The following is a 26,053-nucleotide window of genomic DNA, read 5'->3' on the forward strand; positions in this document are numbered from 1 at the left end:
AGCCACCCGCAGGGAGCACGCCCATGCTTGAACACGGCGGACGCCTGCGCCGTGCGGCGCAGCACTACGGCATCCCGCTCGCCGACTGGCTGGACCTGTCGACGGGCATCAATCCGCACGCCTGGCCGGTCCCGCCCGTTCCGGCAGCCGCCTGGCACCGCCTGCCCGAGGACGGCGACGGGCTCGAGGCCGCCGCCGCAGCCTACTACGGCACCGACCAGCTGCTGCCGGTGGCAGGCTCGCAGCCCGCCATCCAGGCGCTGCCGGCCCTGATTCCCGGCGAACGGGTGACGGTGCTCGCGCCGACCTATGCCGAGCATCCGCAAGCCTGGCGCGGTCGCACGCTGCGCGCGCTCGCTGCGGAGGAAATCGACGCGGCGATCGACGACACCGACGTGCTGCTCCTCGTGCATCCCAACAACCCGTCGGGCGCTCGCTTCCCGCGCGAGCGCCTCCTCGGCTGGCACGCGCGACTGGCTGCGCGCGGCGGCTGGCTGGTGGTGGACGAGGCGTTCATCGACACCGAGCCTGCCGAGAGCCTGGCAGTCGCCGCCGGACGCGACAGGCTCGTGGTGCTGCGCTCGCTGGGCAAGTTCTTCGGGCTGGCCGGGGCGCGCGTGGGCTTCGTGCTGGCACCGGCGGCATTGCGCGAAAGCCTGGCCGACCTCCTCGGGCCGTGGACGCTGAGCGGCCCCGCCCGCCACGTCGCGCGCGCGGCACTGGCCGACCGGGCGTGGCAGGACGCGATGCGCGAGCGCCTGCAGGGCGAAGCCGCGCGTCTCGCCACGCTGCTGCGGCACAGCGGCCTCGGCGAGCCCGCCGGGCCGGCGCTCTTCCAGTGGGTGCGGCGCCCGGACGCCCAGGCGGTGCAGGACCGCCTCGCGCGCGCCGGCATCCTTGTGCGCCGCTTCGACGAGCCGGCGAGCCTGCGTTTCGGCCTGCCGCCGGACGAGGCCGGCTGGAGCCGTCTCGCCGCGGCGCTCGACAACCTGCACGGCCCCGCCTGACGTGCAGCTCGACCATTACGTCAACACGATAGGCCGGCACCTGCGCGCGCGCTTCGGCGAACGCGTGCACAAGCTGCCGCTGCACGCGAACTTCACCTGCCCCAACCGGGACGGCACGCTCGGGCGCGGCGGCTGCACCTTCTGCAACGTGCGCTCCTTCAGCGACGAGGCCGAGGCGCCGATCGCGCAGCAGCTCGAAGCCGGGCGAGTCCGCGCCGACCGCGCGCGGCGCTACCTCGCGTACTTCCAGGCCTACACCAGCACCTATGCGGAGGTCGCGACGCTGCAGCGGCTGTACGAGGAGGCGCTGACCGGGGCGGACATCGTCGGCCTGTGCGTCGGCACGCGCCCCGACTGCGTGCCCGACGCGGCCCTCGACCTGCTCGCCGGCTACCGCGAGCGCGGCTACGAGGTGTGGCTGGAACTGGGCCTGCAGAGCGCCTTCGACGACACCCTCGCCCGCGTCAATCGCGGCCACGGCTTCGCAGCCTATGCGGATGCGACGGCGCGCGCGCACGCACGCGGGATCCCGGTGTGCACGCACCTGATCGTCGGCCTGCCCGGCGAGGCGCCCGAGCGCAGTCTCGACACGCTGGAGCGCGTGCTGGAACTGGGCGTCGAGGGGCTGAAGCTGCACCCGCTGATGATCGTCAAGGGCAGCCGCCTCGCGGCCGCGTGGCGCCGCGGCGAGGTCGCACCGCCGGACGCCGCACATTACGCCGACGTCGCCGCGGAGATGATCCGGCGCACGCCTGCGGAGGTCGTCTATCACCGCGTGTCCGCGACCGCCAACGCCCCGACGCTGCTCGCCCCCGCGTGGTGCGCCGGCCGATTCGAGGGCATCCACGAGATCGCGCGCCGGCTCGCGGCGCACGGCGCGCAGGGCTGCCTCACCGCCCGCCCGCTGGCACATACTTCCCGGCCCACCCCGGTGCAACGCGCCGCGCTGCACCCGAACTGAGACACCGATGCCACGCCGCCCAGCCCTTTCCCGCCGCAGTGCGGCCCTCGCAACGCTCCTCGTCGCTACCGCCTTAGCAGCAACCGGCACCCAGGCGGAGATCGCGATGCGCGACGACACCGGCCGCGAGGTGAAGCTCGCACGCCCCGCCCTGCGTATCGTGAGCCTCGCCCCTCACGTCACCGAACTGCTGTTCGCCGCGGGCGCGGGCGAGCGCGTCGTCGGGGCGGTGGCATACAGCGATTACCCCGAGGCGGCGCGCAAGCTGCCGCGCGTGGGCGGCTACACCAATGTCGACATGGAGGCGGTCGCCGCGCTCAAACCCGACCTCGTGATCGCGTGGAAGAGCGGCAACCGCGACGCGCACCTGGACAAGCTCGCGGCGCTGGGCATCCCGGTCTTCCTGAACGAGCCGCGCAGCCTGGACGACGTCGCGCGCAGCCTGGAAACCATCGGCCGGCTCGCCGGCACCGACGCGGCGGGGCGCGCTGCGGCGGACGCATTCCGGGCGCGCAAGGGGGCGCTCGCCACGAGCTTCGGACAACGTCCGCGCGTGCGGATGTTCTACCAGATCTGGGACAAGCCGCTGATGACGATCAACGACGAGCACCTGATCTCGGACGTGATCCGCCTGTGCGGCGGCGAGAATGTGTTCGCGAAGCTGGCGCAGCTGGCGCCGACGATTGGCGTGGAAAGCGTCCTGGCGGCCGACCCCGAGGTGATCGTCGCGAGCGGCATGGGCGAGGCACGGCCGGAATGGCTGGACAGCTGGAAGCGCTGGCCGAAGCTCGCCGCAACCGCGCGCGACAACCTCTATTTCGTGCCGCCAGAGCTGATCCAGCGCCACACGCCGCGCATCCTCGACGGAGCGGCGATGCTGTGCGACCAGCTCGAGATGGCGCGCGGCAAACGCCCCGCCGGGACCAGGTGACGCGGGGAGAACGGAGGGATTGTGACCAAGCGCCCCGGCTGCGCTCAGGAGCGGCGGGCGCGCTCGTAGCGCTGGCGCCAGTCGCGCCGCGAGTCCTGCCACCAGGCGCGGTCGAACACCCATGACAGCGTCGGCAGGATGGGGCCGAGATAGGTGTTGGCCAGCGACTCGCCGCCGTGCACGGGGACCTCGGGATCGACGCGCAGCACGCGCAGGCGCTCGGCCAGCGTGGGGTGGAAGTCCGCCTCCGACGCGGCGCCACCGAACATGTCGAGGATGTCCACCGGGCCGGGCTGCGGTCGGCGGAACCCCGCAAGCACACCCAGGCCCATCTCGCGGAAGGGGCGGATCAGCGGCTGGGGCGTGGAGCGGCTTTGCGCCATGATCTTGCGCCAGTAGTCCTCATTGAGGAAACGCTCCTTCAGCGCGACCTCGACGAGCGCCTCGCCCACCCGCTGGGCACCGACCACGCGCGCCGCGCCGGCGTCGGCTTCGAATTCCTCCAATCGCGACAGGCGCATCGCCGCGCTCAGGTCGCCTGCGGTCCACTTGTCCAGCGCGCGGCCAAGGCGCGGCGCATCCTCGATGCAACGGTCGAGCGCACGGAACCACCACGCGCGCAGATGCCCCCACCAGCCGTCCAGCCCGCGGCGCTGCGCGGCAAGGTGGGCGAACTCGTGCGCAAGGATCGCGCCGAACTGGCGCCGGGTGACGCTGTGCGCCAGCGGCAGGCCGATCATCAGGTGGGTTTCCAGCGGCCCGACCCAGCCCCAGCGTGGCCGCTGCAGAATCGCTGCGTTCATGTCTCCCACGACCCACACGGCGTCGATGCGGATGCCGCCGAAACGGTTGCCGGTGCGCTCGATGAGGCGGAACAGCCCTTGCGCGAGTTCCTGCGGCAGGCGCACGCCGTCGGGGCGGGCAACCGGCGCGAACAGCCAGCCGCACACGAGCACGCACAAGGCCGTCGCGATCAGGAAGCTCACGACCGCAACCAGCGCCAGCAACACGTTCCCCGCAACCAGGGCGGACCAGGTTTCGGCCACCAATTGCACCACGGCGACGCCTAGCGCGAAGGCGAGCAGCCCCATTGCCGAGAGGCCTGCCGTGGCACGCAGGCCGAGCCGGCGAGCGAGGCGCGCGCGAGTGCGCGAGAGGCGGTTTTGGACTGCTGCCATGAACGAGGCACCCCGATAAACCATGATCGAAACGCGGAATATACTTAACAAGAAGTAAGCGCAACATTGCACCTTAGTGATACACGAACCAACAATTTGCATACAAATCAATGTAAAAGCAGCGCAAAACGTGGGAAACCGCCGCGCACGACTATTGTTGCGCCGCAGAAAAAAAGTGTAGAATCGCAACACCTGTGTCCTTGACCAATCGGTCGCAGGCCCTCCGATACACCCCCGTTGCGACCACCTTCTACGGTCGCACTACCCCGCCCGCCTCGATTGGTGTCGCTCTAACGCAGCGACAGGCCGTCGCTGGAGCATTCTTCTTGATCACTTCCGAAGTTTCCTTCGCCAGTCTCGGACTGGCCGAACCCCTTTTGCGCGCCATTTCCGAATCCGGCTACACGCAACCGACGCCGATCCAGGCACAGGCCATTCCGCTGGTGCTGGCCGGTGGCGACCTGCTTGCCGCCGCCCAGACCGGCACCGGCAAGACCGCGGGCTTCACGCTGCCGCTGCTGCACCGGCTGTCCACCACCTCGGCCAGCGCCCCGAAAGCCGGTCGTCCGCGCTGCCTGATCCTGACCCCGACGCGCGAGCTCGCGGCGCAGGTCGAGGAATCCGTGCAGACCTACGGCAAGCACCTGCCGCTCACGTCGATGGTCATGTTCGGCGGCGTGAACATCAATCCGCAGATCGCGGCGCTGAAGAAGCGCGTCGACATCCTCGTCGCGACCCCGGGACGCCTGCTGGACCATGCCGGGCAGAAGACGGTGGACCTGTCCGGGGTGGAGATCCTCGTCCTCGACGAGGCCGACCGCATGCTGGACATGGGCTTCATCCGCGACATCCGCAAGGTGCTCGCGCTGCTGCCGAAGCAGCGCCAGAACCTGCTGTTCTCGGCGACCTTCTCGGACGAGATCCGCTCGCTCGCCAACGGCCTGCTGAACAACCCCGGCTGCGTCGAGGTTGCACGCCGCAACACGACCACCGAACTGGTCGAGCAGTCCGTGTATTCGGTGCCGCAGAAGCAGAAGCGCGACCTGCTCGTGCATCTGGTGAAGGAGCACGACTGGCACCAGGTGCTGGTGTTCACGCGCACCAAGCACGGCGCCAACCGGCTGGCCGAATACCTCGGCAAGCACGGCATTCCGGCCGCGGCGATCCACGGCAACAAGAGCCAGGCGGCACGCACGCGCGCGCTGTCGCAGTTCAAGGACAACTCGCTGCCGGTGCTGGTCGCGACCGACATCGCGGCGCGCGGACTGGACATCGACCAGCTGCCGCAGGTGGTGAATTTCGAACTGCCGAACGTGCCGGAAGACTACGTGCACCGCATCGGCCGCACCGGCCGCGCCGGCGCGACGGGCAAGGCGATCTCCTTCGTCGACAGCGAGGAGCGGCCTTATCTTGCGTCGATCGAGCGCCTGATCAAGCGCACCATCGAGCGCGCCACCGTGCCGGAATTCGTGACCCACGCGCCCGATCCGGGCGACAACGACCGCCCGCCGCGCGATCCGCGCCAGTCGTCGGGACGGCGCAACGACGGACGCGCGCCGCGCCAGCCGCAGACCGAACGTCCCGCGCCGCGGGCGCAGGCGCATGGGGCGAACCGCCAGCCCTCACGCCAGGGCACGCAGGGCGCAGCGGCCAACGGTGGCAAGCCGGCGAATCGCCCGGCCCGCAGCGGCGAGGCGCAAGGCAATCGCACTGCACGCAACGGCGAAGCGAACCGGAGCGGTGCACCGCGCGCTCAGGAAGCAGGTGCCAACCGCGCGCCGCGCACGGCCGATGCGCCGCGCGCAGCGGCACGTCCGGACTCGGGGCGCAGCCCCGCGCCGCGGGCTGCGCTCTTCAGCGCCAAGCCGGGCAATCGCGGCGACAGCTAACCGATCCGCCAAACACGTCCGTTCGCCCTGAGCTTGTCGAAGGGCGGCGGCCAGGCTTCGACAGGCCTGGCCTGAGCGAAGTCGAAGGGCTCAGCCCGAACGGTATCCGGTTCCGGGTCGACGGCGCGGTTCAGCCGCGCCGCACCCCGACGACTTTTTGATAGAGACCACCGAACAAGGTGGTCTTTGTCCATTCGAACCCCTCACCCCGCGGCGAAAGTGCGGTGATGTCGGCATCGAGCAGCGAAGGGGCGAAAGGCTCGAGCCAGCGGAAAACCTGCGCCATGACGGGACGCAGGGGATGCCACGGCCTCGTGCGGTGGTAATCGACGAACACGATCTTGCCCCCCGGCTCGACCGCCCCGAGGAGGTTGTGCACGATGCACGCACGTTCGACCGGCGGAACTTCATGCAGCAGGAAGAAGCAGCACACCGCTGCATGCGACTCGGCCGCGAGGCAATCGGGCCGCGCCAGGTCGCCCTGGCGCACCTCGGCGTGCACGAGTCCGTCGAGCTTGCGGCGGGCATTCGCAACCTGGATCGGCGCGACGTCGATGACTTCGAGGGCGCCAGTGCAGCCGACCCGCTCGGCGAGCAGGCGCGAGAACGGCCCATAGACACACGCGGCCTGCAACAGGCGCTGCCCCGGCGCGAACTCCTCGACCGCCGCGCGCATCAGGCGTCGGGCGTTGCCCCACAGGATGGCGGAAACGACCCACTCCCTGTCCAGCCAGGGCAGGGTGCGATGGCTCAGATAGGCCCAGTGATAGGTGCGCGACAGATAGGACGGCACGGCACAGGCGTTAGTCGCAGGCTGCATCATGGCGGGATCGGCAGAAATCTGTGTCATGTCCGTCAGCATAACCGGATCTGCTGAAGCGCGGAACGCCGAGTGCATACCCTCGCCGTATTCACGGGGATGCGGACTCCCCGGCATGGGCAGGCGGCAGGATAACCGTTGTCGCAGCGGCCCCGTCTGGCGTAGCGACACTTGCATCGCGGGATGAATATCGCCTATGCTCCGCGCTGAATTCGATCCGGGTTCCCCGGCGTGCGACCGCGCGCCGGGGTGAAACGGGAAGTCCGGTGACGTCGGAGGATCAGATCCTCCGGCCAGTCCGGCGCAGCCCCCGCTGCTGTAAGCCTGACGGATCCGCCACACGCCACTGAGCCTCGCGCTCGGGAAGGCGGCGGAATCCGGTGGAAGGCGAGCCAGAAGACCGGCCCGATCGATTTGGAAGGTTTGTGCCCCGGGGTGTGGGCTTGCCGACTGGAATCCGATCGCGTCCGTTGCGGGCTCAGGCCCGTCCGTTTCGCCTCATCGACCCAGCCTCAAGTTGCACTCGACCGCGTCCGCTCGTCGGCGTCGTCGATTGCTGCCATCCCCGGTGCGTGTTCAATGCACTCGCGGGGAGGCGTCATGCATTCCGATACCCTGCCGGGAACCGTGTGGTTCGTCGGCGCCGGTCCGGGCGACCCGGACCTGATCACCGTGAAGGGCCGCCGTCTGCTCGAACAGGCGGGCGGCATCCTGTTCGCGGGCTCGCTCGTCGACCAGGCGGCGACGCTCCACGCGCCGGAAGGCTGCGCGATCCGCGATTCGAAGGACATGACGCTGGAGGAAATGGCGGCCTGGCTGATCGAAGCGGCCTCCTGCCATGCGACCGTGGTGCGCCTGCAGACCGGGGATCCGGGGCTGTACGGCGCCCTGGTCGAAATGACACGGCTGCTGGATGCGGCCGCGGTGCCGTGGAAGGTGGTGCCCGGGGTGTCGTCGGCGATGGCCTCCGCCGCGGCAGCCGGCGAGACGCTGACGCTGCCGGAAGTCACGCAGACGGTGATCCTCACCCGCGTCGCAGGCCGCACGCCGATGCCGGCGGGCGAGGAGCTCGACGCGCTCGCCGCGCACCGCACGACGCTATGCATCTTCCTGTCGATCACGCTGCTGCATGAGGTGCAGGACGCGCTGCGCCGCGCCGGCTGGCCGGAGGACGCGCCGATCCTCGTCGTGCAGAAGGCGAGCTGGCCGGGCGAGGAGAAGGTCGTGCGCGGCACCCTCGCCGACATCAAGAAGAAGTGCCAGGCAGAAAGAATCGCCTCGCAGGCCATGATCATCGCCAGCCCCGCCCTGGGCGCGCGCGACTGGCCCGAGATCGCCCGTTCCAAACTCTACGACCCGGCCTTCAGTCACCGCTTCCGCCGGGCCTCTGTCACGGAGAACGCATGATGCAAGACACCACGATCCTGCTGGTAGGCCACGGTTCGCGCAATCGCGCGGGCAACGACGAGATCGAGCGCTTTGCCCAGGCGTGGCGCGAGCGCCGGCCCGAGTGGCGCATCGAGGCCTGCTTCATCGAGTACGCCGACGTGCTGCTCGACGCGGGCCTCGACCGCGCCGCCCACGGGGTCAAGCGCGTCATCGTGATCCCCTTCATCCTCAACGCGGCCGGCCACGTGAAGATGGAGATCCCGGCTGCGATCGAGGCGGCACGCGAACGCCATCCGGGCGTGGCCTTCGACTGCACCCGCCACCTCGGCATGGGGCGCGAGATCTTCGACGTGCTGACGGGCCAGCTCGACCGCCTGATGCGCGCACTGCACATGCCCGACCCCTGCACGACCGGCGTGATCCTGCTCGGCCGCGGCTCGTCGGACGCAGGCGCGAACGGCGAGCTCGCGAAGATGGCGCGCTGGATCTTCGAGGATACCGACCACGAGTTGGTCGATCTCGCCTTCACCGGCGTGACCTGGCCGCGGCTGGAGACGGCTGTACAACGCCAGGTACGCCTGGGGATGACGCAGATCGCGGTGGTGCCGGTGTATCTCTTCACCGGCGTGCTGATCGAGCGCATCGACGCGCAGCTCGCACGGCTACGCGCACAGTATCCGCAGATCGCCTTCGCGCTCGGCACGCACTTCGGCTTCGACCCGGGCATCTTCAAGTTGGTCGAGGCGCGCGTCGCGGATGCACAAAGCGGTGAAACCGCGCTGCTCGAATGCGACGGCTGCAAGTACCGCCTCGCGGCCGAGGACGAACACCTGCACGACCATAGCCACACGGCGGGTCACCACGCGCACGACGGGCACGACCACCCTCACCACCACCACGATCACGGTCATGCGCACGGCGGCCACGATCACGGTCACGCCTGTTCGCACCACTCATCGACCACCAATCGGCCGCACGCCGGCTGCGCCCACCACGCCCACGCCTGAACCATGAACAGCAACGTCGTCACCGAACAGCTCACGGCCGCCGGACGCGCGATCGAGCACGACTCCTTCGCGATCATCGACGCGGAAGTCGGCCGCCACGACTATCGGCCGGAACAATGGCCGGTCGTGCGCCGCATGATCCATGCGAACGCGGACTTCGAATTCAACGGCCTGACCGATTTCCACGCCGATGCGGTGGCGGCGGGGCTGGCGGCGATCCTCGCCGGTGGCACGCGCATCGTCGCCGACGTCGAGATGATCTGCGTCGGCCTGTCGGCCTCGCGCCTCGCGCACTTCGGCATGAGCACGCACCAGTTCATCTCCGACGCGGACGTGATAGCCCAGGCGAAGGCCGAGGAGACCACGCGCGCCGTGCAGGCGATGCGCAAGGCGCACCGCCTGGGGCTGCTGGATGGCGCGATCGTCGGCATCGGCAACGCGCCGACGGCGCTGATCGAGGTCGTGCGCCTGATCCGCGAGGAAGGCGCGCGGCCGGCACTGGTGATCGGCATGCCGGTCGGGTTCGTGTCGGCGGCCGAGTCGAAGGACCTGATGGCGGAAGTCGATGAGGTGCCCTGGATCGTGATCCGCGGCCGCAAGGGCGGCTCGACGCTGGTCGTCGCGGCGATCCATGCGTTGCTCGGGCTGGCCGAGGCACGCCAGCGCGAACAGCAGGCGCCGGCGGCGTAAGCGGGGACGAGCCATGGCAGCGGGCCACGCCTTGCCGGAGAAGGTGCGCAAGGGCGACGCGAAGCGCGAGCGCGGCAACCGCACGGGCTTCACGACCGGCGCAAACTCGGCCGCTGCGGCGACTGCGGCGACGCTCGGCCTTGTACACGGCGAGGTGCCGGCCGAGATCGAGTGCGTGCTGCCGAACACGATGCAGGTGAGTTTCCGCATCAGCGATGGCCGCATCGAAGGCGACTGCGCCCATGCCGTGAGCATCAAGGACGCGGGCGACGACCCGGACGCGACCGACAAGGCGCATCTGACCGCGGACGTGCGCCGCATCCCGAGCGGTGGCGGCGAGGTGATCCTGAAGGGCGGACCGGGCGTCGGCGTCGTCACGAAACCGGGCCTCGGGCTCGAAGTCGGCGGCCCGGCGATCAACCCGGTGCCGCGCAGGAACATCTGCGAGAACGTCGCGCGCGCCGGCGCCCCGATCCTCGCTGCGGGCGACAGCCTGGAGGTGACGATCTCGGTGCCCGGCGGCGAGGAGATGGCGAAGAAGACGCTCAACGCGCGCCTGGGCATCCTCGGCGGAATTTCGATCCTCGGCACGACCGGCATCGTGCGCCCGTACTCGACCGCGGCCTTCCGCGCGAGCGTGATCCAGGCGGTCGATGTCGCCGCGAATCAGGGCCAGACGACGGTGGTGTTCACGACCGGCGGGCGCACCGAGAAGTGCGCGATGCGCGAGTTCCCCGAACTCGACGAGGCCTGCTTCGTGCAGATGGGCGACTTCGTCAAGGCGGCTTTTTCGACGGCGGTGAAGCACGGGATGCAGCGCGTCGTCGTCGGCGCGATGGTCGGCAAGCTGACGAAGATCGCGCAGGGCCTGTCGGTGACGCACGCGTGGCGCGAGGAGATCGACCGCGCGCTGATCGCGGAGGCCGCGACCGAAGTCGGCGCGCCGCCGGACGTCGTCGAGCAGATCCGCGCCGCCGAGACCGCGCGCTTCGCCGCCGAAAGCCTCGCCGAACTGGGCCTCACCGTGCCCTTCCACCGCGCGCTCGCGCTACGCGCGATCCGCTCTCTGCGCGACCGCTATCCCGGCCCGCACCGCCTCACCGTGCTCGCGTGCAATTTCGAAGGCGTGCCCATCGTCACCGTGGAGGAATCCGAATGTCTGACCTGCGCTGCCTGATCCTGGGCATCCTCGACGACGGCTGGGAGGGGCTCTCGGCCGCCGGCCGTGCGCGTCTCGGCGCGAGCCGCGTCGTGATCGGCGCGCGCCGCACGCTGGATCTCGTCGCGCCGCATCTGGGCGGTGACATCGAGTTGCGCGACATGGACGGCGCGCTGGGCAAGACGCCCGAATGGGTCCGTGCTGCGCTCGCCGACCAGCTGCCGGTCACGGTGCTCGCGACCGGCGACCCGCTGTGCCACGGCATCGGGCGCTTCCTGATCGACAAGCTCGGGGCGGGGAAGATCGAGGTGCTACCGGCGCCGTCGACGATCGCGCTCGCCTGCGCACGGCTCAACAAGACCTGGCAGGATGCGGCGATCCGCTCCTGCCACGGCGCGGATGCCGGCGAATGGGTCGTTGGCGCGACGCCCGGGCATGGGCTGTATCCCATCGTGCGTGCGGTCGCCGAACACGCACGCGTCGTTAGCTTCACGAGCCCCGCGAACAGCCCGGACCGCATCGCGCGGGCGCTGCTCGCCGCGGGCTACGGCGACGATTTGCGCATTTCGGTCGCGGCACGGCTGTGCCTGCCGGACGAGGCGATCTTCGCCGACCTGACGCTCACGGAGGCCGCCGCACGCAGCTTCCCCGATCCGAACATCGTCGTGATCGACCGTGCGACCGCTTCCGCCCCCTGCGCCGTGTTCGGCTTCGAGGACGGCGATTTCGCGCAGCGCCAGCCGGAAAAAGGGCTGATCACCAAGCTCGAAGCGCGCGCCGTGTCGCTCGCGAAGCTCGGCTTGCGCAGCGACAGCCTGGTGTGGGACATCGGCGCCGGATCGGGCTCGGTCGGCCTGGAGGCCTCGCGCGTCGCCCGCCTCGGCCACGTCTGGGCGATCGAGAAGAACGTTGGCGACGCCGCCAACGCGCGCGAGAACGCCCGCCGCCTGCAGGCGACGAACTACACGCTGGTCGAGGGCAAGGGGCCTGAGGGCCTGGACGCGTGGCCGGATCCGGATGCGGTCTTCATCGGCGGCTCGGGCGGCGAGCTCGCGCAGCTGATCGCGCTGTGCCTCGCGCGCCTGAAGCCCGCCGGGCGGCTGGTGATGAACTTCGTCACCATCGAGAACCTCGCGACCGCGACCGCCGCGCTCGCCGACGCAGGCGCCGCATGGGAAGTGACGATGCTGTCGGCCGCGCGCAGCCAGCCAATCCTCGACATGCACCGGCTGGCGGCGCAGAACCCGGTGTGGATCGTGAGCGCTCAAAGGAAGATTTCATGAAGCGCCCGGCTCGGGAGAACCGGGTACAGCCCGTGGGAGCGGCTTCAGCCGCGAATAAGCCGCTGCGCACGCGATACCGCCGATTCGCGGCTGAAGCCGCTCCCACATGACCGTCTCCCACCTAGCCAGCACCCACAGGGACGACCAGCGCAAGAACGCACCGACAACGACGACAACATGAACAACGATCTCCCCTCCCTCCGCTACGGCCGCCTAATCGGCGTCTCCCTCGGACCCGGCGATCCCGACCTGATCACGCGCCGCGGCTGGACCGCGCTGCAGTCGGACGCGCGCTGGACCTATCCGGTAAAGAAGGCCGAGGAACGCTCCTACGCGCTCGACATCGTCGTGCGCGCCGGCCTGGCCGTGCCGGCCGACGCCGTCGAACTGGTGTTCCCGATGACGCGCGACGCTGTCGCGCTCGCGAAGGCCTGGGCACGCGCCGCCGCCCGCACGGCCGAGCTCCTCGCCGAAGGGCGCGACGTCGCCTTCCTCGTCGAGGGCGACGCCTCGACCTACTCGACTTTCCGCCACCTCGCGCGCGCGGTGCGCGAGCTCGCCCCGGAAGTCGAGGTCGAAACCATCCCCGGCGTCAGCTCCTTCGCCGCCGCGGCCGCCTGCGCGGACATCGCGCTCGCCGAGGAAGACGAAACCGTCGCCGTGATCCCCGCGGCCTACGGCGTGTCGGTGATCGACCACCTGCTCGACGAGTTCGACACGCTGGTGCTGATGAAGGTGAAGCCGCTGCTCGACGAGGTGCTCGATCTGCTCGAAGCGCGCGATCTCCTCGCGACGAGCTGCTTCGTCGAGAAGGTCGGTTCGCCCGAGGAGCGCGTGGTGAAGGACATCGCGAGCCTGCGCGGCGAGAAGGTCAATTACCTGTCGCTGCTGCTGGTGCAGAACCCCAAGCGCGCGCGCGGCGAACTGCGTCGCGGGTGCCGCAAGCGCGCAGCTGCAACCGAGATCGGAACGGTCGCGACGACGGCGGAGGAAGCCGCATGAGCGTCCACCTCCCCTTCCCCAACGAACGCGTTGCGGTCGTCTCGATCACGAAACACGGCATCGCGCTCGCCGGCAAGGTCGTCGCCGCGATCCCCGGCGCCCGCCTCTTCGCCCCCGAGAAGTTCCGCGCCGAAGCCGAAGCTGCCGCGCCCGGCGCCGCGACCTGCTACACGGGCAAGACCGGCGACCAGATCCCGGCGCTCTTCGCGGGCTTCGACGGCATCGTCGCGATCGTCTCGCTGGGCGCCGTGGTGCGCCTGATCGCGCCGCACCTCAAGGCCAAGGAACAGGATCCCGGCATCGTCGTGCTCGACGAAGGCGGCCGCTACGCGATCCCGATGCTCTCCGGCCACCTCGGCGGCGCCAACGCGCTGGCCGGCGTGCTGGCCGCGGCGCTCGGCGCGCAGCCGGTGCTGACCACGGCGTCGGATGCGCGCGAGACGCTTGCCGTCGATCTCCTCGGCCGCGAGCTCGGCTGGACCTTCGACGCGAGCCACGACGAGATCGTGCGCGCGAGCGCGGCGGTCGTGAACGACGAACCGGTCGCGCTCGTGCAGGAAGCGGGCAGCCGCGACTGGTGGGCGCGCCACGCCAACGGCCGCAGCGGACCGCTGCCTGCGAACCTGAAGCGCTTCGAGCGCCTCGAGGACGTCGATCCGGAACAATTCGGCGCGGTACTGTGGATCAGCCTGCGCGACTTGCCCGCCGGCTGGGCCGAACGTCTCGCCGGCCGGCGCGTGATCTACCGTCCGCCGCAGGAGGCCGCGTGAGCCCCTCACGCAATCCTGTCGCCCTCGGCCTCGGCTGCGACCGCGGCACGCCCATGGACACGATCGCCCGGGCCATCGATGAGGCGCTCGCGCAGGCGGGTGCAGGCCTCACCGATGTGCGCGCCGTGGCAAGCATAGACCTCAAGGCCGACGAGGCCGGCTTGCTCGCGCTCGCCACGCGCCACGGCTGGGAAATCGTCTTCCATCCGGCGGCCGCCCTTGCCGCAGTCGCGGTGCCGAATCCATCCGAGACGGTGCGCCGCTACACCGGCACGCCATCGGTGTCGGAAGCCGCCGCGCTGCTCGCGGCCGGCACCGACCTCACGCACCTGATCGTCGAGAAACACAAGCTGCGCGGCCCGGATGGACGCAATGCCACCGTGTCGGTCGCGCGGCTATCAACCCGACAGCCCAATACCGTTCGGGCTGAGCCTGTCGAAGCCCCGCCACCGTCCTGCGACAAGCCAGTCCTGAGCGAAGCCGAAGGGCTCAGGGCGAACGAATCTCGTTGATCGTCTTACTGATTTTCAAACGCTGTCACACCCATCGAAGAAGGAGAACCACCATGCAACAGCAAGCCACCCTGCACATCGCCCGTCCGAAGAGCGCCCTGCTTGCGATCGCGATGCCTGTCCTGACCGCCGCCCTGCTCGGCGCCGTGATCGTCTACGGCGTGGGCTTCAGCCCGATCGCCGCGGCCCACAACGCCGCCCACGACGCCCGCCACGTCAACGTCTTCCCCTGCCACTGAACCCGGAGTCCGGCATGCTGTTCCGTCGTATCGTCCTGTGCGCGCTGCTGGTCGGCGCTCTCGCCGGCCTGCTCGTGAGTGCCGTGCAGCACTGGCAGGCCATCCCGCTCATCGCCTCAGCCGAGGTGTTCGAAGGGGCCGCCGAATCCACCGAAGAGGCCGCAGCGCTCGTCACCTCCGCACATGAGCACGATCACGACCATGCCGGCGGCGATACACACGCGCACGACGCCGAGACATGGGCACCGGACGAGGGCACGGAACGGCATGTCTGGACTGCGGTGGCGAACATCCTGACCGCGATCGGCTTCGGCCTGGTGCTGGTCGCTGCGATCACGACCTGGGAACACCTGCGCGGCCGGCCGCTCGCGTCGGCCGGCACCGGCCTCGCGTGGGGCGCCGCCGGCTGGCTGTGCGTCTTCGGTCTGCCGACGCTGGGCCTGCCGCCCGAGCTTCCCGGCAGCGTCGCCGCGCCGCTCGGCGATCGCCAGGCGTGGTGGCTGCTTGCCGCTGCAAGCGGGGCGGCCGGGCTCGCCCTGCTCGCCTTCGTCCGCGGCCCGCTGCGCCTCGCGGGCCTCGCCGTGCTCGTGCTGCCCTTCGCCGTCGGCGCGCCGCACCTCGCAGGGGGGCCGTTCGCCGGCTACGACCTTGAGATCGCGCGACAAATGGAAGCGCTCGCCGGCCCCTTCGCGCTCGCGACGACGATCGCCACGGCCGTGCAGTGGCTCGCGCTCGGCGGCCTGTCGGGCTGGGCCGTCGGCAAGTGGGTGCGCCCGGCGCTGACGGATTGGACGACGACACCTTAGGGCGCAAGAGCGCTGCGCCTTCCACCCTAAGCCCCGTGATCAATGATCACATACGGCGACACAGCCGCAAGTTCGACCTGCGCATCCGCCTGGCGCTGCCCGTGGGAGCGGCTTCAGCCGCGAATGGACGACATTACTTCGCACACCGGCGATTCGCGGCTGAAGCCGCTCCCACATCAAGCCCCATAGGCCCTCAACAAAGAGAGATACACATCATGACCACAGGCAAGATCATGTTGGTGGGCCTCGGCCCCGGCAGCGTCGAGCACATGAGCGGCCGCGCGCGCGCCGCCATCGCCGAGGCCGACACCATCATCGGCTACGTCACCTACATCCGCCTCGTCGCCGACCTCGTCGAAGGCAAGGAAGTCGTCAAGAAATCGATGACCGAGGAGCTCGACCGCGCGATCGAGGCGCTCGACCGCGCCCGGCAGGGCAAGAAGGTCGCGCTGATCTCGTCGGGAGATGCGGGCGTGTACGGCATGGCCGGCCCGACTTTCGAAGTGCTGTTCCAGGCCGGCTGGACGCCGGACTCGAATATCGAAGTGGAGATCGTCCCCGGCGCCTCGGCGCTGAACACCTGCGCAGCCCTCGTCGGCGCGCCGCTGACGCATGATTTCTGCGCGATCTCGCTGTCCGACCTGCTGACGCCCTGGCCGGTGATCGCGCGCCGCCTGCATGCCGCCGCCGTCTCCGATTTCGTCGTCGCGCTGTACAACCCCAAGAGCGGGCGGCGTTCGCGCCAGATCGTCGAGGCGCAGCGCCTCTTCCTCGCGCACCGTCGCCCCGACACGCCGGTCGCAATCGTGAAGTCCGCCTACCGGCCCAAGCAGCGCATCGAGTTCACCACCCTCGACAAGATGACCGAGTGCGAGATCGGCATGCTGAGCACGGTGCTGATCGGCAACTCCAACACCTTCATCCGCGACGGACTGATGGTCACGCCGCGGGGCTATGCGAACAAGTACGACGTCGAGTCGGGCGCTGCACGCGACGGCGAGAAGGCCGGGCGCTCGCTGTCGACCGGCCTCGACGGCTGGCTCGAAGCGCTCCGCACGAGCGGCGAAACGGTCGAGGAGCTCGCCCGCCGCCACCGCCTGCCGGCGGACTACATCGCCGCGGCGCTCGCCGACACGAGCGACGACGAACCCGCGGACGCGGACGAGGCGCTCGCATGAGCGCAGCGCCGGAGTCGCCCGCAGCCCGGACGGACACCCCACCGGCCCCGCCCGCGAAGCCGAAATTCGGCAGCTATCGGCGCCACCTGCTGGTGTGCACCGGTCCGCGCTGCACGGCCAACGGTGAATCCCAGGCGCTCTTCGACAGCCTCGGCGAGACCTTCAAGGCGGCCGGTCTCGACCACGGCGAGCTACGCGTCAAGCGTACCCGCGTGTCCTGCTTTGCAGCCTGCAAGGGCGGCCCCATCGTGTGCGTACAACCCGACGGCGTGTGGTACTACAATGCCATCCGGGAGAACATGCAGCGCATCGTCGAGCAGCACCTCGTTGGCGGGCAAGCGGTCGAGGAACTGGTTTTCCACCGCGGCCCCTCCACCCCCTGCTGAGCGCCGGCTCCGTCGATAGGCGGAGCCAATCGAATCTCCCATACGCATCCGTACGTTTTCCATACGCTTCAGTATGGACGCGACTATAATCGCGCCCGAATCGATACATAACAGTCGAAGCAAGGGAGAGGAAGGACATGAGCGTACACACCCAGTACCAGCAGAAAAGGATGAGCCCCGCGGACGCCGCTGGACTCGTGCGATCGGGCGACACCGTCGTCGTGCCCACCGGCGTGGGCGAGCCGCCGGCGCTGCTCGAAGCGCTCTCGGAGCGCCGCCGCAGCCTCGAGAACGTCGTCGTCAGCCAGATCCTGCCGCTGCGCAAGTACGGTTACTTCGATCCCGAGACGGTCGCCAACGTGCGCCACAGCGCCTACTTTTTCGGCGGCGCGTCGCGCCCTGGCGGCCAGGCCGGCTGGGTGGACTTCATGCCCAACTACTTCTCCGAGATCCCGCAGCTCATCGACCGCGGTCTGACGCCGGCCGACGTCGTCTTCTCGATGGCCTCGCCGATGGACGAGCACGGCTTCTTCGCGCTCTCGCTCGGCCCCGACTACACGATGGCCGCGGTGAAGAAGGCGCGCGCGGTGGTTCTCGAAGTGAATCCGAACGTGCCCTTCGCCTACGGCGACTGCCACGTGCACATCTCGCAGGTCGCGGCGCTCGTGGAAAGCGACGCCCCGCTCCTCGAAGTCGGCCTGCCCAAGATCGGCCCCGTGCAGGAAGCGATCGGCAAGTACGTTGCCGACCTGATCGACGACGGTGCGACGCTGCAGATCGGCTACGGCGGCATCCCCGACGCGGTCGTGATGCAGTTGAAGCACAAGCACGACCTCGGCATCCACACCGAGATGATCGGCGACGGCATCCTGTCGCTGATCGAATCCGGCGCCGTCACCAACCGCAAGAAGACGCTCAAGCCCGGCAAGATGCTCGCGACCTTCGCGCTCGGCTCGAACAAGCTCTACCAGTACATGCACCGCAACCCGACGCTGGAGATGCATCCGGTGGACGTCACCAACGACCCGTACTACGCGGCGCAGAACGACAATCTCGTCGCGATCAACGCCACGATGCAGGTCGATTTCCTCGGCCAGTGCGGCTCCGAGAGCCTCGGCCCCTCGCCCTACTCCGGCACCGGCGGCCAGGTCGATTTCGTGCGCGCGGCGAACCGCTCGAAGGGCGGCAAGGCCTTCATCGTGCTGCCCTCGACGGCCAAGGACGACACCATCTCGCGCATCGTGCCGACCCTGACACCCGGCACGCACATGACGACGAGCAAGAACGACATCAACTATGTCGTTACCGAATACGGCGTCGCCCAGCTGCGCGGCAAGACCGCCAAACAACGCTGCGAAGCGCTGATTGGCATCGCGCACCCGGACTTCCGCGGCGAGCTGCGCGAAGCCGCGAAGCGCATGAACCTGCTGTAAATCACCCCCCGCCCGTGCCGACCTGCGGGCGGGTTCGGCTGCCGGGCTGTCGTGAGCGCCGGCGCGTGCGGGGTTGCGGGGGAAACAAGGCGACGCATGTCAGAGGCCGCGCAGCGGCCGAGTTTGCGTCGCCGCCCCCGCGGCCCCGAACACGCCGGGAAGCCGAAGGCCGCGAGCGTCTGCCCGGCAGACGAATCCGCCCGCAGGTCCCCCACCCGCGTCCCGATGCCGCAAAATATCGCCCTGACAGGAAAACAGGACGACCGCGCCCCATGCACCCCCACCGCTACCTCGACGACTTCGCCCCCGGCGAACGCTTCACGACCGCCGGCATCACCCTCACCGAAGGCCAGATCATCGACTTCGCGATGGTGTACGACCCCCAGCCCTTCCACCTCGACACCAACGCCGCCGCGCAGTCCCCCTACGGCGGCCTCATCGCCAGCGGCTTCCAGACCGTCGCGCTGACCTTCCGCCTCTTCATCCAGACCGGCATCATCGCCGACTCCAGCATCGGCTCCCCCGGCATCGACGAACTGCGCTGGCTCGCGCCCGTGCGCCCCGGCGACACCCTCCACGCCGAACTCGAAGTCCTCGAAGTCAGGCCCTCACGCTCCAAGCCCGACCGCGGCATCGTCCGCATGCTGTACAAGACCATCAACCAGCACGGCGACACCGTCGCCTCCTACATCGGCAACCACCTGCTCAAACGCGCCCCGCAACTCACCGACTGAAGCCGCGCCGCACGGCGCGAGTAGCATGCAACGCCGCATCGCCCACCTCGACATGGACGCCTTCTTCGCGTCCGTCGAACTCCTGCGCTACCCGCAGCTCGCCGGCCTGCCGGTCGTCGTCGGCGGACGACGCGGCACGCTCGCGGGCGCCCGCCTCGAAGACTTCCCCCGGCTGCGCGACTACGTCGGGCGCGGCGTCGCCACCACCGCCACCTACCCCGCCCGCGCGCTCGGCGTGCATTCCGGCATCGGCCTGATGAAGGCCGCCGCGCTCGCCCCCGACGCCATCCTGCTGCCCGCCAACTTCGACGACTACATCCGCTACTCGCGCCTCTTCAAGGCCGCGGTGGCCGAAATCGCGCCGATGATCGAGGACCGCGGCATCGACGAGATCTACATCGACCTCACCGACGTCCCGGGCGAGACGGTCGAACTCGCGCAGCGCATCAAGGACGCCGTGCGCGCGGCGACCGGGCTGTCCTGCTCCATCGGCGTCACGCCCAACAAGCTGCTGTCGAAGATCGCCTCCGACCTCGACAAGCCCGACGGCCTCACCGTACTCGACTACGCCGACATCCCCACGCGCATCTGGCCGCTCGCCGCGCGCAAGATCAACGGCATCGGCCCGCGCGCCGGGGAAAAGCTCGACGCGATGGGCATCCACACCATCGGCGAACTCGCTGCCGCCGCACCGGAAAGCCTGATCGAGGAATTCGGCCAGCACTACGGCCACTGGCTCACGGAAGTCGCGCACGGCCGCGACCAGCGTCCCGTCGTCACGGAGCGCGAAACGAAGTCGGTCAGCCGCGAGACCACTTTCGAGCGCGACCTCGACGCGCGCGCCGACCGCGACATGCTGACCGATATCCTCGTGAAGCTGTGCGAGCGCGTCGCCGGCGACCTGAAGCGCAAGGGCTATGTCGGGCGCACGATCGGCCTCAAGCTGCGCTACGACGACTTCCGCACCGTGACGCGCGACATGACGATCGAACAGGCGACCGACGACGCGGCCACCATCCTCGCCACGGTGCGCAGTTGCCTCAAGCGCGTGCCGCTCGACCGCCGCCTGCGCCTGCTGGGCGTGCGCGTCGGCACGCTGCTGCCGCCCGGCGAGGCCGGCCCCCGCCCGCCGCAGCCGGGCGAGAACCTGCGCCTGTTCGACTAAGTACCGTTCGCCCTGAGCCTGTCGAAGGGCATTGGCAGGGCTTCGACAAGCTCAGCCCGAACGGGGATTTGGTCGCCGGAAAGATTGATCCAGGATTACATCCGCTCCCCGCGCAGCGCGCGCAGGTGCCAGTCGAACACCTCGTCCAGCAGGTGCGGGGTCTGCTTGCCGGGCGAGAACTGCAGCGCGCGCTTGTAGTAGTCCGACAACGCGGGCCGGAAATTCGGATGCGCGCAGTTCTCGATGATCGTCTTCGCGCGCTGCTTGGGCGACAGGCCGCGCAGGTCGGCGAGGCCCTGCTCGGTGACCAGCACCTGCACGTCGTGCTCGGTGTGATCCACGTGCGAAGCCATCGGCACGATGCACGAGATCGTGCCCCCCTTCGCCTGCGAGGGCGTCATGAAGATCGACAGATACGCGTTGCGCGCGAAGTCACCCGAGCCGCCGATGCCGTTCATGATCTGCGAGCCCATCACGTGGGTCGAGTTCACGTTGCCATAGATGTCCGCCTCGATCATGCCGTTCATCGCGATCACGCCCAAGCGGCGGATCACCTCCGGATGGTTGCTGATCTCCTGCGGGCGCAGGATGATGCGCTCGCGGTAGCGCGCGAGGTCGGCGTTGAGCTCCGCCAGAGCCTCGTTGCTGAGCGAAAACGCCGTCGCCGACGCGCTGGCGAGCTTGCCGGATTTCAGCATCTCCAGCATGCCGTCCTGCAGCACCTCGGTGTAGGCCGTCAGGTTCTCGAACGGCCCCTCGTTGAGGCCCGCCATCACCGCATTGGCGATGTTGCCCACGCCCGATTGCAGCGGCAGCAGTTCGCGCGGCAGGCGCCCCTTCTTCACCTCGTACTGCAGGAATTCCAGGATGTGGCCGGCAATCAGCTTCGAGTTCGCGTCGGGCGGCGAAAAGGCCGAGTTGCGGTCCGGCGCGTGCGTCTCGACGACGGCGATCACCTTGTCCGGATCGCAGCGCAGGTAGGGCTCGCCGATGCGGTCGGAACTGCGTACGAGCGGGATCGGCTGTCGGTTCGGCGGCAGCTGCGTGCCGTACCAGATGTCGTGCATGCCTTCGAGCTGCGCGCTCTGCCACGAGTTGACCTCGAGGATCACCTTGTCGGCCTGATCGAGCCAGGTCTTGTTGTTGCCGATCGACGATGAGGGGATCAGCCGCCCGTCCTCGAGGATGCCCGCCACCTCCACGACCGCGACGTCGAGCTTGCCGAGGAAGCCGAACCACACGAACTGCGCGACGTGCGACAGGTGGATGTCGATGTACTCCATCTCGCCCGCATTGATGCGCTTGCGGCAGGTCGGATCCGACTGGTAGGGCAGACGCATCTCGATGCCGTCGACCATCGCCAGCGCACCGTCGAGCTCCGGCGCCGTCGAGGCGCCCGTCCACACGCCGATCTTGAAACGCTTGCCGTTCAGGTTCGCGTCCATGATGTGTTTGGCCAGCGCGGACGGCACCGCTTTCGGGTAGCCCGAGCCGGTGAAGCCGCTCATGCCCACGTTCATGCCCGACTGGATGAGGCTCGCCGCCTCGTTGGCGGACATGACCTTGCTGCGCAGCGCCGCGCTATGGATGCGATTTTCTTTGTTCATGCGATTCACGTCTCCAGGAAACCGGGATGCCTGCATTCCGGTGCAAACGGCCGCCCGGCGGAGGAGTCCGCAAACCTGCCCTGCATGGAGTCCCGTGCCCGAACGGCGTGACCACGATCGCGGTGCGGGAAGCGGCCGCGCAAACAATGCGCGCCACCGGCAACCCGATGGCGCGCATTCCGATCGATCGAAGATTCCCGGCGGTGGAGGAGGGAGAAGGCCGCCGGACACCACGATGGATGTGGGGCGAAGTCTAGGCAGCGGCTGGTCCGGCGACAAACGACCATTTATGATGTAACAGATTAGAAACACTTAACCGTCATCGATGAGCTACCGGCTACCCGGCCTCGCCCTGCTGCGCACCTTCGAGGCCGCCGCGCGCCACCTGAGCTTCAAGCAGGCCGCGGCCGAGCTGCACGTGACGCCCGCCGCCGTCAGCCAGCAGATCAAGGCGCTGGAGGACTGGCTGGGCGTGCCGCTGTTCCGGCGCATGACGCGCGCGCTGGCACTCACCGAACACGGCCGCGCGATGCTGCCCAAGGTGCGTGAAGGCTTCGACTGCTTCGCCGCCGCAGTCGAGAGCACGCGCCAGGCGGTCGCCGGACCGCTCACGGTGATCGCGCCGCCCTCCTTCGCCAGCCACTGGCTGGTGCCCCGCCTAGCCGGTTTCACCATCGCCCACCCGGAAGTCGCACTCCAGCTGTCGAGCACCGCCGACACCGTAGACCGCCGCGGCCAGGCGGCGATCGTCGCGGCGCTCGCCGTCGACCCGCGCGACGACGAAAGCCGGGTCGCCATCCTGTACGGCACCGGCAGCTATCCCGGCCATGTCATCGAGCGGCTGTTCGCGCCGGACTACGTCCCGGTATGCGCGCCGGCGCTGCTCGCAGGCGACAGGCCGCTGCGCACGCCGGCCGACCTCGCGCACCACATGCTGATCCACGACGACACCCTGCGCGACGCCGGCCCCGGCATCGCCCGCTCCGGCTGGGCGCTTTGGCTGGACCGCGCCGCCGTCGCGGGCATCGATTCGGGCCGCGGCCCGCGCTTCGCCAACGCCGCCCTCGCGCTCGCCGCGGTGCTCGCCGGCCAGGGCGTCACCCTCGCGTCGCGCTCGCTGATCGAGTCGCGCGTCGCCGAAGGCAGCCTCGCGATCCCCTTCGACATACCGCTGCCCTCGCCCTTCGCCTATTATCTGGTCATGCACGAGGCGATCGCGCGGCGTCCCGCCGTGGCCGCCTTCCGCGCCTGGCTCACGGCCGAAGCCGCCGCGCAGGCCGTCTGACCCGGGAACACTGCCGCAATGAAAGCCATCCTCACCGGACACACCCAGGGACTCGGCGCCGCAATCGCCGAAGAGCTCCTCGCCCGCACGATCCCCGTGCTGGGCCTCGCACGGCATGCGAACGACGCCCTCGCCGAACGCTATCCCGACGACCTCTCGCAGGTGCAGATCGACCTCGCCGACACCGAGGTGGTCGCCGACTGGCTGGCCGGAGGAACGCTGCGCGGCTTCCTCGCCAACTGCTCGCAGGCGCTGCTGATCAACAACGCCGGCATGCTGCAGCCGGTGGGCCAGCTCGACACCCTGCCGCCGGAAGCGATCGCCCGCGCGATCGCACTGAACACCGCCACCCCGCTGATGCTCGCCAGCGCCTTCGCCGCCGCCAGCGGCGAGGTCGCCGACCGGCGCATCATGCACGTCTCCAGCGGCGCCGCGCGCAGCGCCTACGCCGGCTGGAGCGTGTATTGCGCCTCCAAGGCCGCCCTCGACCAGCACGCGCGCGCCGTCGCGATGGACGGCACGCCCGGCCTGCGCATCTGCAGCCTCGCCCCCGGCGTCGTCGATACGGCGATGCAGGCCGAAATCCGCGCCACCCCCGAGGACCGCTTCCCGGTGCGCGCGCGCTTCGAGGCCCTCAAGCGCGACGGCGCCCTCGCCCGCCCCGACGAATGCGCGTTCCGGCTGGTGAACTACCTGCTCGGCGACGAATTCGGCCAGGCCGCGACCGCCGACCTGCGCCAGCTCGCGCCCTGACCCCTTTTCCACTGCACAGGAAAACGCCATGCTGATGACCACCACGCCTACCGTCGAAGGCAAGACCATCCGCGCCTACCACGGCGTCGTCACCGGGGAAGCCATCATCGGCGCGAACTTCCTCAAGGACATGTTCGCTGCCGTGCGCGACTTCGTCGGCGGGCGCTCGGGCGCCTACGAGAAGACGCTGCGCTCCGCGCGCGACACCGCCTTCGAGGAAATGGCCGAAGCGGCCGAGAAGCTGGGCGCCAACGCCATCGTCGGCATCGACCTCGACTACGAGGTCCTCGGCGAAACCAACGGCATGCTCATGGTGGCGGTCAGCGGCACCGCGGTGACGCTCGGCTGAGGGATCGGCCGTAAGCTCACCGTGGGAGCGGCTTCAGCCGCGAATCGGCCTCAACGGGGCCGCGCGACTCGATTCGCGGCTGAAGCCGCTCCCACAAGGGGAAACAGCTCCGGCCAACCCTGCCCTCAGCGCTCGGCTAGCACCAGCCGCGCCGCCAGCCCTAGGAACACCAGCCCCGCCGACTTGTTCAGCACGCGCCGCGCGGTCGCCGAATTGCGCAGGCGCTGCCCGATCGACGCCGCAAACAGCGCGATCGCGCCGAAGGTCAGCAGCGTCGCGACGATGAACACGAAGCCCAGCCACATCACCTGCAGCGCCACCGGCGCCGCGCCGGCCTCGACGAACTGCGGCAGGAAGGCGAGGAAGAACAGGATCACCTTGGGGTTGGTCAGGTTCATGACGATGCCGCGCACATACATGCGCCAGCCGTCGGGCGCCACCTCGCCGATCGCGGGATCGCCCCCATCCGGCGCGGTAAGCACCTGCCAGGCGAGCCACGCGAGATAGGCCGCACCGACGAACTTCAGCACCGTGAAGGCCGTCGCCGACGCCGCGAACACCGCTGCGAGGCCCACGGCCACCGCCGCGGTGTGCCCCAGCAGGCCCGTGCACAGCCCCAGCACGACCAGCATCCCGGCCCTGCGCCCGCGCAGCGCGGACTGCATCAGCACGAACAGGTTGTCCGGCCCCGGCGCCGCACCAAGCAGCACCGACACGACGAAGAACGCGAGGGTGGTTTCGACCGAGGTCATGGCCGCTCCGTCCGCGCGGACGTCGGCCGGGAAGCGGATGCCCCCGCGCTCACAGCAGCCCGGCCACGATGCGCGGCGCGGTGGCCGCGAGATTCTCGGCGCTGCGCAGCTCGGGGAAGCGCTGCCGCGCCCGCCGCCCGTTCACGGCATAGTCGATGCCGAAGCAGTCAATGCCGAGCAGATGGGTTCCGGCCGGCACGCTGCCGGCGAGTTGCAGCAGCAGATCCGCCTCCGCCACCTCCGGCAGCAGCGGCAGCCCGGCCCAGCGCTCGTCCTCGATCCACCCCATCTTCCCCGGGCCGCCGATGTAGCGGATGCGCTTCGGTTGCAGGCGGAAGAAGGCGAAATCGAGCTCGAGGTACTGCTTCGCATCCGGCTGGTAGCGCAGATAGCGCGCAACGAGCTCCGCAGACGGCTCGAAGCGCTCGACGTCGCCGATCACCGTCATGCGCACCCCGGCCTGGATGTTCCCGTTCTCGGCGCCGACCACCGACAGGCTGACGCGCCGGTCCGCGAGCAGGTTCTTCGTGTGCTCGGCGAGCAGGCTGACGCAGAACAGCGGGCATTGTGCCGCATCCACGACGCAGGGCACCGCCGTCGCATACGGGTAGCCCGCGAGCTGGGTCGAATGCGTCGCCAGCGTGGCATGCGCTGCCTCGTGCAGCAGGTGGATGGCGGGAGCAACGGTGATCTTCATGCCCGTCACTGTGTCGCCCCCGCCCGCCGGCGTCAATGAACTATTTCTGCCCCCGTCCGAATTTCGCCGCA

27 protein-coding genes and 1 riboswitch are annotated in these 26,053 nt (G+C 69.5%); of the genes, 22 read left to right on the plus strand and 5 right to left on the minus strand.

Annotation, left to right across the window (positions count from 1 at the left end):
- Window positions 1-23: 23 nt before the first annotated feature.
- From cobD to U5817_RS22850, 3 genes are read left to right on the plus strand one after another with little or no spacing between them, the layout of a single operon-like run.
- Window positions 24-1,007 (plus strand): threonine-phosphate decarboxylase CobD, encoded by a 984-nt coding sequence (gene cobD / locus U5817_RS22840; RefSeq protein WP_407278933.1) that lies wholly within the window; start codon window positions 24-26, stop codon window positions 1,005-1,007.
- A 1-nt stretch (window position 1,008) separates the two neighbouring features.
- Window positions 1,009-1,968, plus strand: coding sequence for a TIGR01212 family radical SAM protein (locus U5817_RS22845; RefSeq protein WP_407278934.1), 960 nt, complete (start codon window positions 1,009-1,011; stop codon window positions 1,966-1,968).
- Between the two features lie 7 nt (window positions 1,969-1,975).
- Complete coding sequence (locus U5817_RS22850; RefSeq protein WP_407278935.1) at window positions 1,976-2,899, plus strand: cobalamin-binding protein; 924 nt, start codon at window positions 1,976-1,978, stop codon at window positions 2,897-2,899.
- Between the two features lie 44 nt (window positions 2,900-2,943).
- On the opposite strand, the gene U5817_RS22855 is transcribed toward U5817_RS22850, so the two are convergent.
- Window positions 2,944-4,077, minus strand: a complete 1,134-nt coding sequence (locus U5817_RS22855; RefSeq protein WP_407278936.1) for a M48 family metallopeptidase — start codon at window positions 4,075-4,077, stop codon at window positions 2,944-2,946.
- 326 nt (window positions 4,078-4,403) lie between these two features.
- Between U5817_RS22855 and U5817_RS22860 the strand changes: the two genes are divergently transcribed.
- Window positions 4,404-5,966: a DEAD/DEAH box helicase gene (locus tag U5817_RS22860; RefSeq protein ID WP_211166986.1), complete on the plus strand. Its 1,563-nt coding sequence runs from the start codon at window positions 4,404-4,406 to the stop codon at window positions 5,964-5,966.
- A gap of 130 nt (window positions 5,967-6,096) precedes the next feature.
- Here the strand turns inward: U5817_RS22860 and rquA are convergent, their stop codons facing one another.
- A complete protein-coding gene (rquA, locus tag U5817_RS22865) occupies window positions 6,097-6,816 on the minus strand; it encodes a rhodoquinone biosynthesis methyltransferase RquA (RefSeq protein WP_169126313.1) in 720 nt (239 codons plus the stop codon).
- A gap of 172 nt (window positions 6,817-6,988) precedes the next feature.
- Window positions 6,989-7,210, plus strand: a riboswitch (cobalamin riboswitch).
- A gap of 176 nt (window positions 7,211-7,386) precedes the next feature.
- Here rquA and cobM point away from each other — a divergent pair.
- The 15 genes from cobM to dinB all read left to right on the plus strand — a co-directional run bounded on the left by cobM (window position 7,387) and on the right by dinB (window position 20,539).
- Entirely contained in the window at window positions 7,387-8,193 is an 807-nt protein-coding gene (gene cobM, locus U5817_RS22870) for a precorrin-4 C(11)-methyltransferase (RefSeq protein ID WP_169126315.1), read from the plus strand.
- Window positions 8,193-9,182, plus strand: coding sequence for a sirohydrochlorin chelatase (locus U5817_RS22875; protein WP_407281124.1), 990 nt, complete (start codon window positions 8,193-8,195; stop codon window positions 9,180-9,182). The genes cobM and U5817_RS22875 overlap by 1 nt, the downstream gene beginning before the upstream one ends.
- A 3-nt stretch (window positions 9,183-9,185) precedes the next feature.
- On the plus strand, window positions 9,186-9,872 hold the full coding sequence (locus U5817_RS22880) for a precorrin-8X methylmutase (protein WP_407278937.1): 687 nt from the start codon (window positions 9,186-9,188) through the stop codon (window positions 9,870-9,872).
- A 13-nt stretch (window positions 9,873-9,885) separates the two neighbouring features.
- Complete coding sequence (locus U5817_RS22885) at window positions 9,886-11,049, plus strand: cobalt-precorrin-5B (C(1))-methyltransferase (protein WP_407278938.1); 1,164 nt, start codon at window positions 9,886-9,888, stop codon at window positions 11,047-11,049.
- Window positions 11,028-12,314 (plus strand): precorrin-6y C5,15-methyltransferase (decarboxylating) subunit CbiE, encoded by a 1,287-nt coding sequence (gene cbiE / locus U5817_RS22890; protein ID WP_407278939.1) that lies wholly within the window; start codon window positions 11,028-11,030, stop codon window positions 12,312-12,314. The genes U5817_RS22885 and cbiE overlap by 22 nt, the downstream gene beginning before the upstream one ends.
- Before the next feature lie 177 nt (window positions 12,315-12,491).
- Complete coding sequence (gene cobI / locus U5817_RS22895; protein ID WP_407278940.1) at window positions 12,492-13,316, plus strand: precorrin-2 C(20)-methyltransferase; 825 nt, start codon at window positions 12,492-12,494, stop codon at window positions 13,314-13,316.
- Window positions 13,313-14,086, plus strand: coding sequence for a cobalamin biosynthesis central domain-containing protein (locus U5817_RS22900; RefSeq protein WP_407278941.1), 774 nt, complete (start codon window positions 13,313-13,315; stop codon window positions 14,084-14,086). The genes cobI and U5817_RS22900 overlap by 4 nt, the downstream gene beginning before the upstream one ends.
- Window positions 14,083-14,598 carry a cobalamin biosynthesis protein gene (locus U5817_RS22905; RefSeq protein WP_407278942.1) on the plus strand — a complete coding sequence of 172 codons (516 nt, stop codon included), beginning with the start codon at window positions 14,083-14,085 and terminating at the stop codon, window positions 14,596-14,598. Before U5817_RS22900 ends, U5817_RS22905 begins: the two co-directional genes overlap by 4 nt.
- A gap of 53 nt (window positions 14,599-14,651) precedes the next feature.
- Window positions 14,652-14,837, plus strand: a complete 186-nt coding sequence (locus tag U5817_RS22910; RefSeq protein ID WP_407278943.1) for a CbtB-domain containing protein — start codon at window positions 14,652-14,654, stop codon at window positions 14,835-14,837.
- Window positions 14,838-14,851: 14 nt separating this feature from the next.
- Complete coding sequence (locus tag U5817_RS22915) at window positions 14,852-15,643, plus strand: CbtA family protein (RefSeq protein ID WP_407278944.1); 792 nt, start codon at window positions 14,852-14,854, stop codon at window positions 15,641-15,643.
- Between the two features lie 215 nt (window positions 15,644-15,858).
- On the plus strand, window positions 15,859-16,821 hold the full coding sequence (cobJ, locus tag U5817_RS22920) for a precorrin-3B C(17)-methyltransferase (RefSeq protein ID WP_407278945.1): 963 nt from the start codon (window positions 15,859-15,861) through the stop codon (window positions 16,819-16,821).
- On the plus strand, window positions 16,818-17,207 hold the full coding sequence (locus U5817_RS22925) for a (2Fe-2S) ferredoxin domain-containing protein (RefSeq protein WP_407278946.1): 390 nt from the start codon (window positions 16,818-16,820) through the stop codon (window positions 17,205-17,207). The genes cobJ and U5817_RS22925 overlap by 4 nt, the downstream gene beginning before the upstream one ends.
- Window positions 17,208-17,344: 137 nt before the next feature.
- Window positions 17,345-18,640 (plus strand): acetyl-CoA hydrolase/transferase family protein, encoded by a 1,296-nt coding sequence (locus tag U5817_RS22930; RefSeq protein WP_407278947.1) that lies wholly within the window; start codon window positions 17,345-17,347, stop codon window positions 18,638-18,640.
- Window positions 18,641-18,912: 272 nt separating this feature from the next.
- On the plus strand, window positions 18,913-19,374 hold the full coding sequence (locus U5817_RS22935; protein ID WP_407278948.1) for a MaoC family dehydratase: 462 nt from the start codon (window positions 18,913-18,915) through the stop codon (window positions 19,372-19,374).
- Window positions 19,375-19,399: 25 nt separating this feature from the next.
- Entirely contained in the window at window positions 19,400-20,539 is a 1,140-nt protein-coding gene (dinB, locus tag U5817_RS22940) for a DNA polymerase IV (RefSeq protein WP_407278949.1), read from the plus strand.
- Between the two features lie 95 nt (window positions 20,540-20,634).
- Here the strand turns inward: dinB and U5817_RS22945 are convergent, their stop codons facing one another.
- Entirely contained in the window at window positions 20,635-22,146 is a 1,512-nt protein-coding gene (locus U5817_RS22945; RefSeq protein ID WP_407278950.1) for an acetyl-CoA hydrolase/transferase family protein, read from the minus strand.
- A gap of 325 nt (window positions 22,147-22,471) precedes the next feature.
- Here U5817_RS22945 and gcvA point away from each other — a divergent pair, with 325 nt between their 5' ends.
- The 3 genes from gcvA to U5817_RS22960 are packed head-to-tail and all read left to right on the plus strand — an operon-like array spanning window position 22,472 to window position 24,533.
- Entirely contained in the window at window positions 22,472-23,431 is a 960-nt protein-coding gene (gcvA, locus tag U5817_RS22950; protein ID WP_407278951.1) for a transcriptional regulator GcvA, read from the plus strand.
- A gap of 18 nt (window positions 23,432-23,449) precedes the next feature.
- Complete coding sequence (locus U5817_RS22955) at window positions 23,450-24,184, plus strand: SDR family oxidoreductase (protein WP_407278952.1); 735 nt, start codon at window positions 23,450-23,452, stop codon at window positions 24,182-24,184.
- Between the two features lie 28 nt (window positions 24,185-24,212).
- Window positions 24,213-24,533 (plus strand): heavy metal-binding domain-containing protein, encoded by a 321-nt coding sequence (locus U5817_RS22960; protein WP_169126345.1) that lies wholly within the window; start codon window positions 24,213-24,215, stop codon window positions 24,531-24,533.
- Window positions 24,534-24,658: 125 nt separating this feature from the next.
- Here the strand turns inward: U5817_RS22960 and U5817_RS22965 are convergent, their stop codons facing one another.
- Both U5817_RS22965 and U5817_RS22970 read right to left on the minus strand, forming a co-directional pair.
- The gene (locus U5817_RS22965; RefSeq protein WP_407278953.1) at window positions 24,659-25,285 is read right to left on the minus strand and encodes a LysE family translocator; all 627 of its coding nucleotides are present in this window, start codon (window positions 25,283-25,285) and stop codon (window positions 24,659-24,661) included.
- A gap of 49 nt (window positions 25,286-25,334) precedes the next feature.
- Window positions 25,335-25,982: a HugZ family protein gene (locus tag U5817_RS22970; protein WP_407278954.1), complete on the minus strand. Its 648-nt coding sequence runs from the start codon at window positions 25,980-25,982 to the stop codon at window positions 25,335-25,337.
- Between the last annotated feature and the right edge of the window lie 71 nt (window positions 25,983-26,053).

The organism is Aromatoleum evansii (assembly GCF_045689615.1).
Lineage (GTDB): Bacteria > Pseudomonadota > Gammaproteobacteria > Burkholderiales > Rhodocyclaceae > Aromatoleum > Aromatoleum evansii.

Coding starts and splice junctions, on each gene's coding strand:
- gcvA (WP_407278951.1), top strand. CDS start 22,472: ATGAGCTACCGGCTACCCGGCCTCGCCCTGCTGCGCACCTTCGAGGCC.
- U5817_RS22915 (WP_407278944.1), top strand. CDS start 14,852: ATGCTGTTCCGTCGTATCGTCCTGTGCGCGCTGCTGGTCGGCGCTCTC.
- cobI (WP_407278940.1), top strand. CDS start 12,492: ATGAACAACGATCTCCCCTCCCTCCGCTACGGCCGCCTAATCGGCGTC.
- cobJ (WP_407278945.1), top strand. CDS start 15,859: ATGACCACAGGCAAGATCATGTTGGTGGGCCTCGGCCCCGGCAGCGTC.
- U5817_RS22885 (WP_407278938.1), top strand. CDS start 9,886: ATGGCAGCGGGCCACGCCTTGCCGGAGAAGGTGCGCAAGGGCGACGCG.
- U5817_RS22965 (WP_407278953.1), bottom strand. CDS start 25,285: ATGACCTCGGTCGAAACCACCCTCGCGTTCTTCGTCGTGTCGGTGCTG.
- U5817_RS22970 (WP_407278954.1), bottom strand. CDS start 25,982: ATGAAGATCACCGTTGCTCCCGCCATCCACCTGCTGCACGAGGCAGCG.
- cobM (WP_169126315.1), top strand. CDS start 7,387: ATGCATTCCGATACCCTGCCGGGAACCGTGTGGTTCGTCGGCGCCGGT.
- U5817_RS22900 (WP_407278941.1), top strand. CDS start 13,313: ATGAGCGTCCACCTCCCCTTCCCCAACGAACGCGTTGCGGTCGTCTCG.
- dinB (WP_407278949.1), top strand. CDS start 19,400: ATGCAACGCCGCATCGCCCACCTCGACATGGACGCCTTCTTCGCGTCC.
- U5817_RS22930 (WP_407278947.1), top strand. CDS start 17,345: ATGAGCGTACACACCCAGTACCAGCAGAAAAGGATGAGCCCCGCGGAC.
- U5817_RS22935 (WP_407278948.1), top strand. CDS start 18,913: ATGCACCCCCACCGCTACCTCGACGACTTCGCCCCCGGCGAACGCTTC.
- cobD (WP_407278933.1), top strand. CDS start 24: ATGCTTGAACACGGCGGACGCCTGCGCCGTGCGGCGCAGCACTACGGC.
- U5817_RS22945 (WP_407278950.1), bottom strand. CDS start 22,146: ATGAACAAAGAAAATCGCATCCATAGCGCGGCGCTGCGCAGCAAGGTC.
- U5817_RS22875 (WP_407281124.1), top strand. CDS start 8,193: ATGCAAGACACCACGATCCTGCTGGTAGGCCACGGTTCGCGCAATCGC.
- U5817_RS22925 (WP_407278946.1), top strand. CDS start 16,818: ATGAGCGCAGCGCCGGAGTCGCCCGCAGCCCGGACGGACACCCCACCG.
- U5817_RS22850 (WP_407278935.1), top strand. CDS start 1,976: ATGCCACGCCGCCCAGCCCTTTCCCGCCGCAGTGCGGCCCTCGCAACG.
- U5817_RS22960 (WP_169126345.1), top strand. CDS start 24,213: ATGCTGATGACCACCACGCCTACCGTCGAAGGCAAGACCATCCGCGCC.
- U5817_RS22955 (WP_407278952.1), top strand. CDS start 23,450: ATGAAAGCCATCCTCACCGGACACACCCAGGGACTCGGCGCCGCAATC.
- U5817_RS22880 (WP_407278937.1), top strand. CDS start 9,186: ATGAACAGCAACGTCGTCACCGAACAGCTCACGGCCGCCGGACGCGCG.
- U5817_RS22910 (WP_407278943.1), top strand. CDS start 14,652: ATGCAACAGCAAGCCACCCTGCACATCGCCCGTCCGAAGAGCGCCCTG.
- cbiE (WP_407278939.1), top strand. CDS start 11,028: ATGTCTGACCTGCGCTGCCTGATCCTGGGCATCCTCGACGACGGCTGG.
- rquA (WP_169126313.1), bottom strand. CDS start 6,816: ATGACACAGATTTCTGCCGATCCCGCCATGATGCAGCCTGCGACTAAC.
- U5817_RS22855 (WP_407278936.1), bottom strand. CDS start 4,077: ATGGCAGCAGTCCAAAACCGCCTCTCGCGCACTCGCGCGCGCCTCGCT.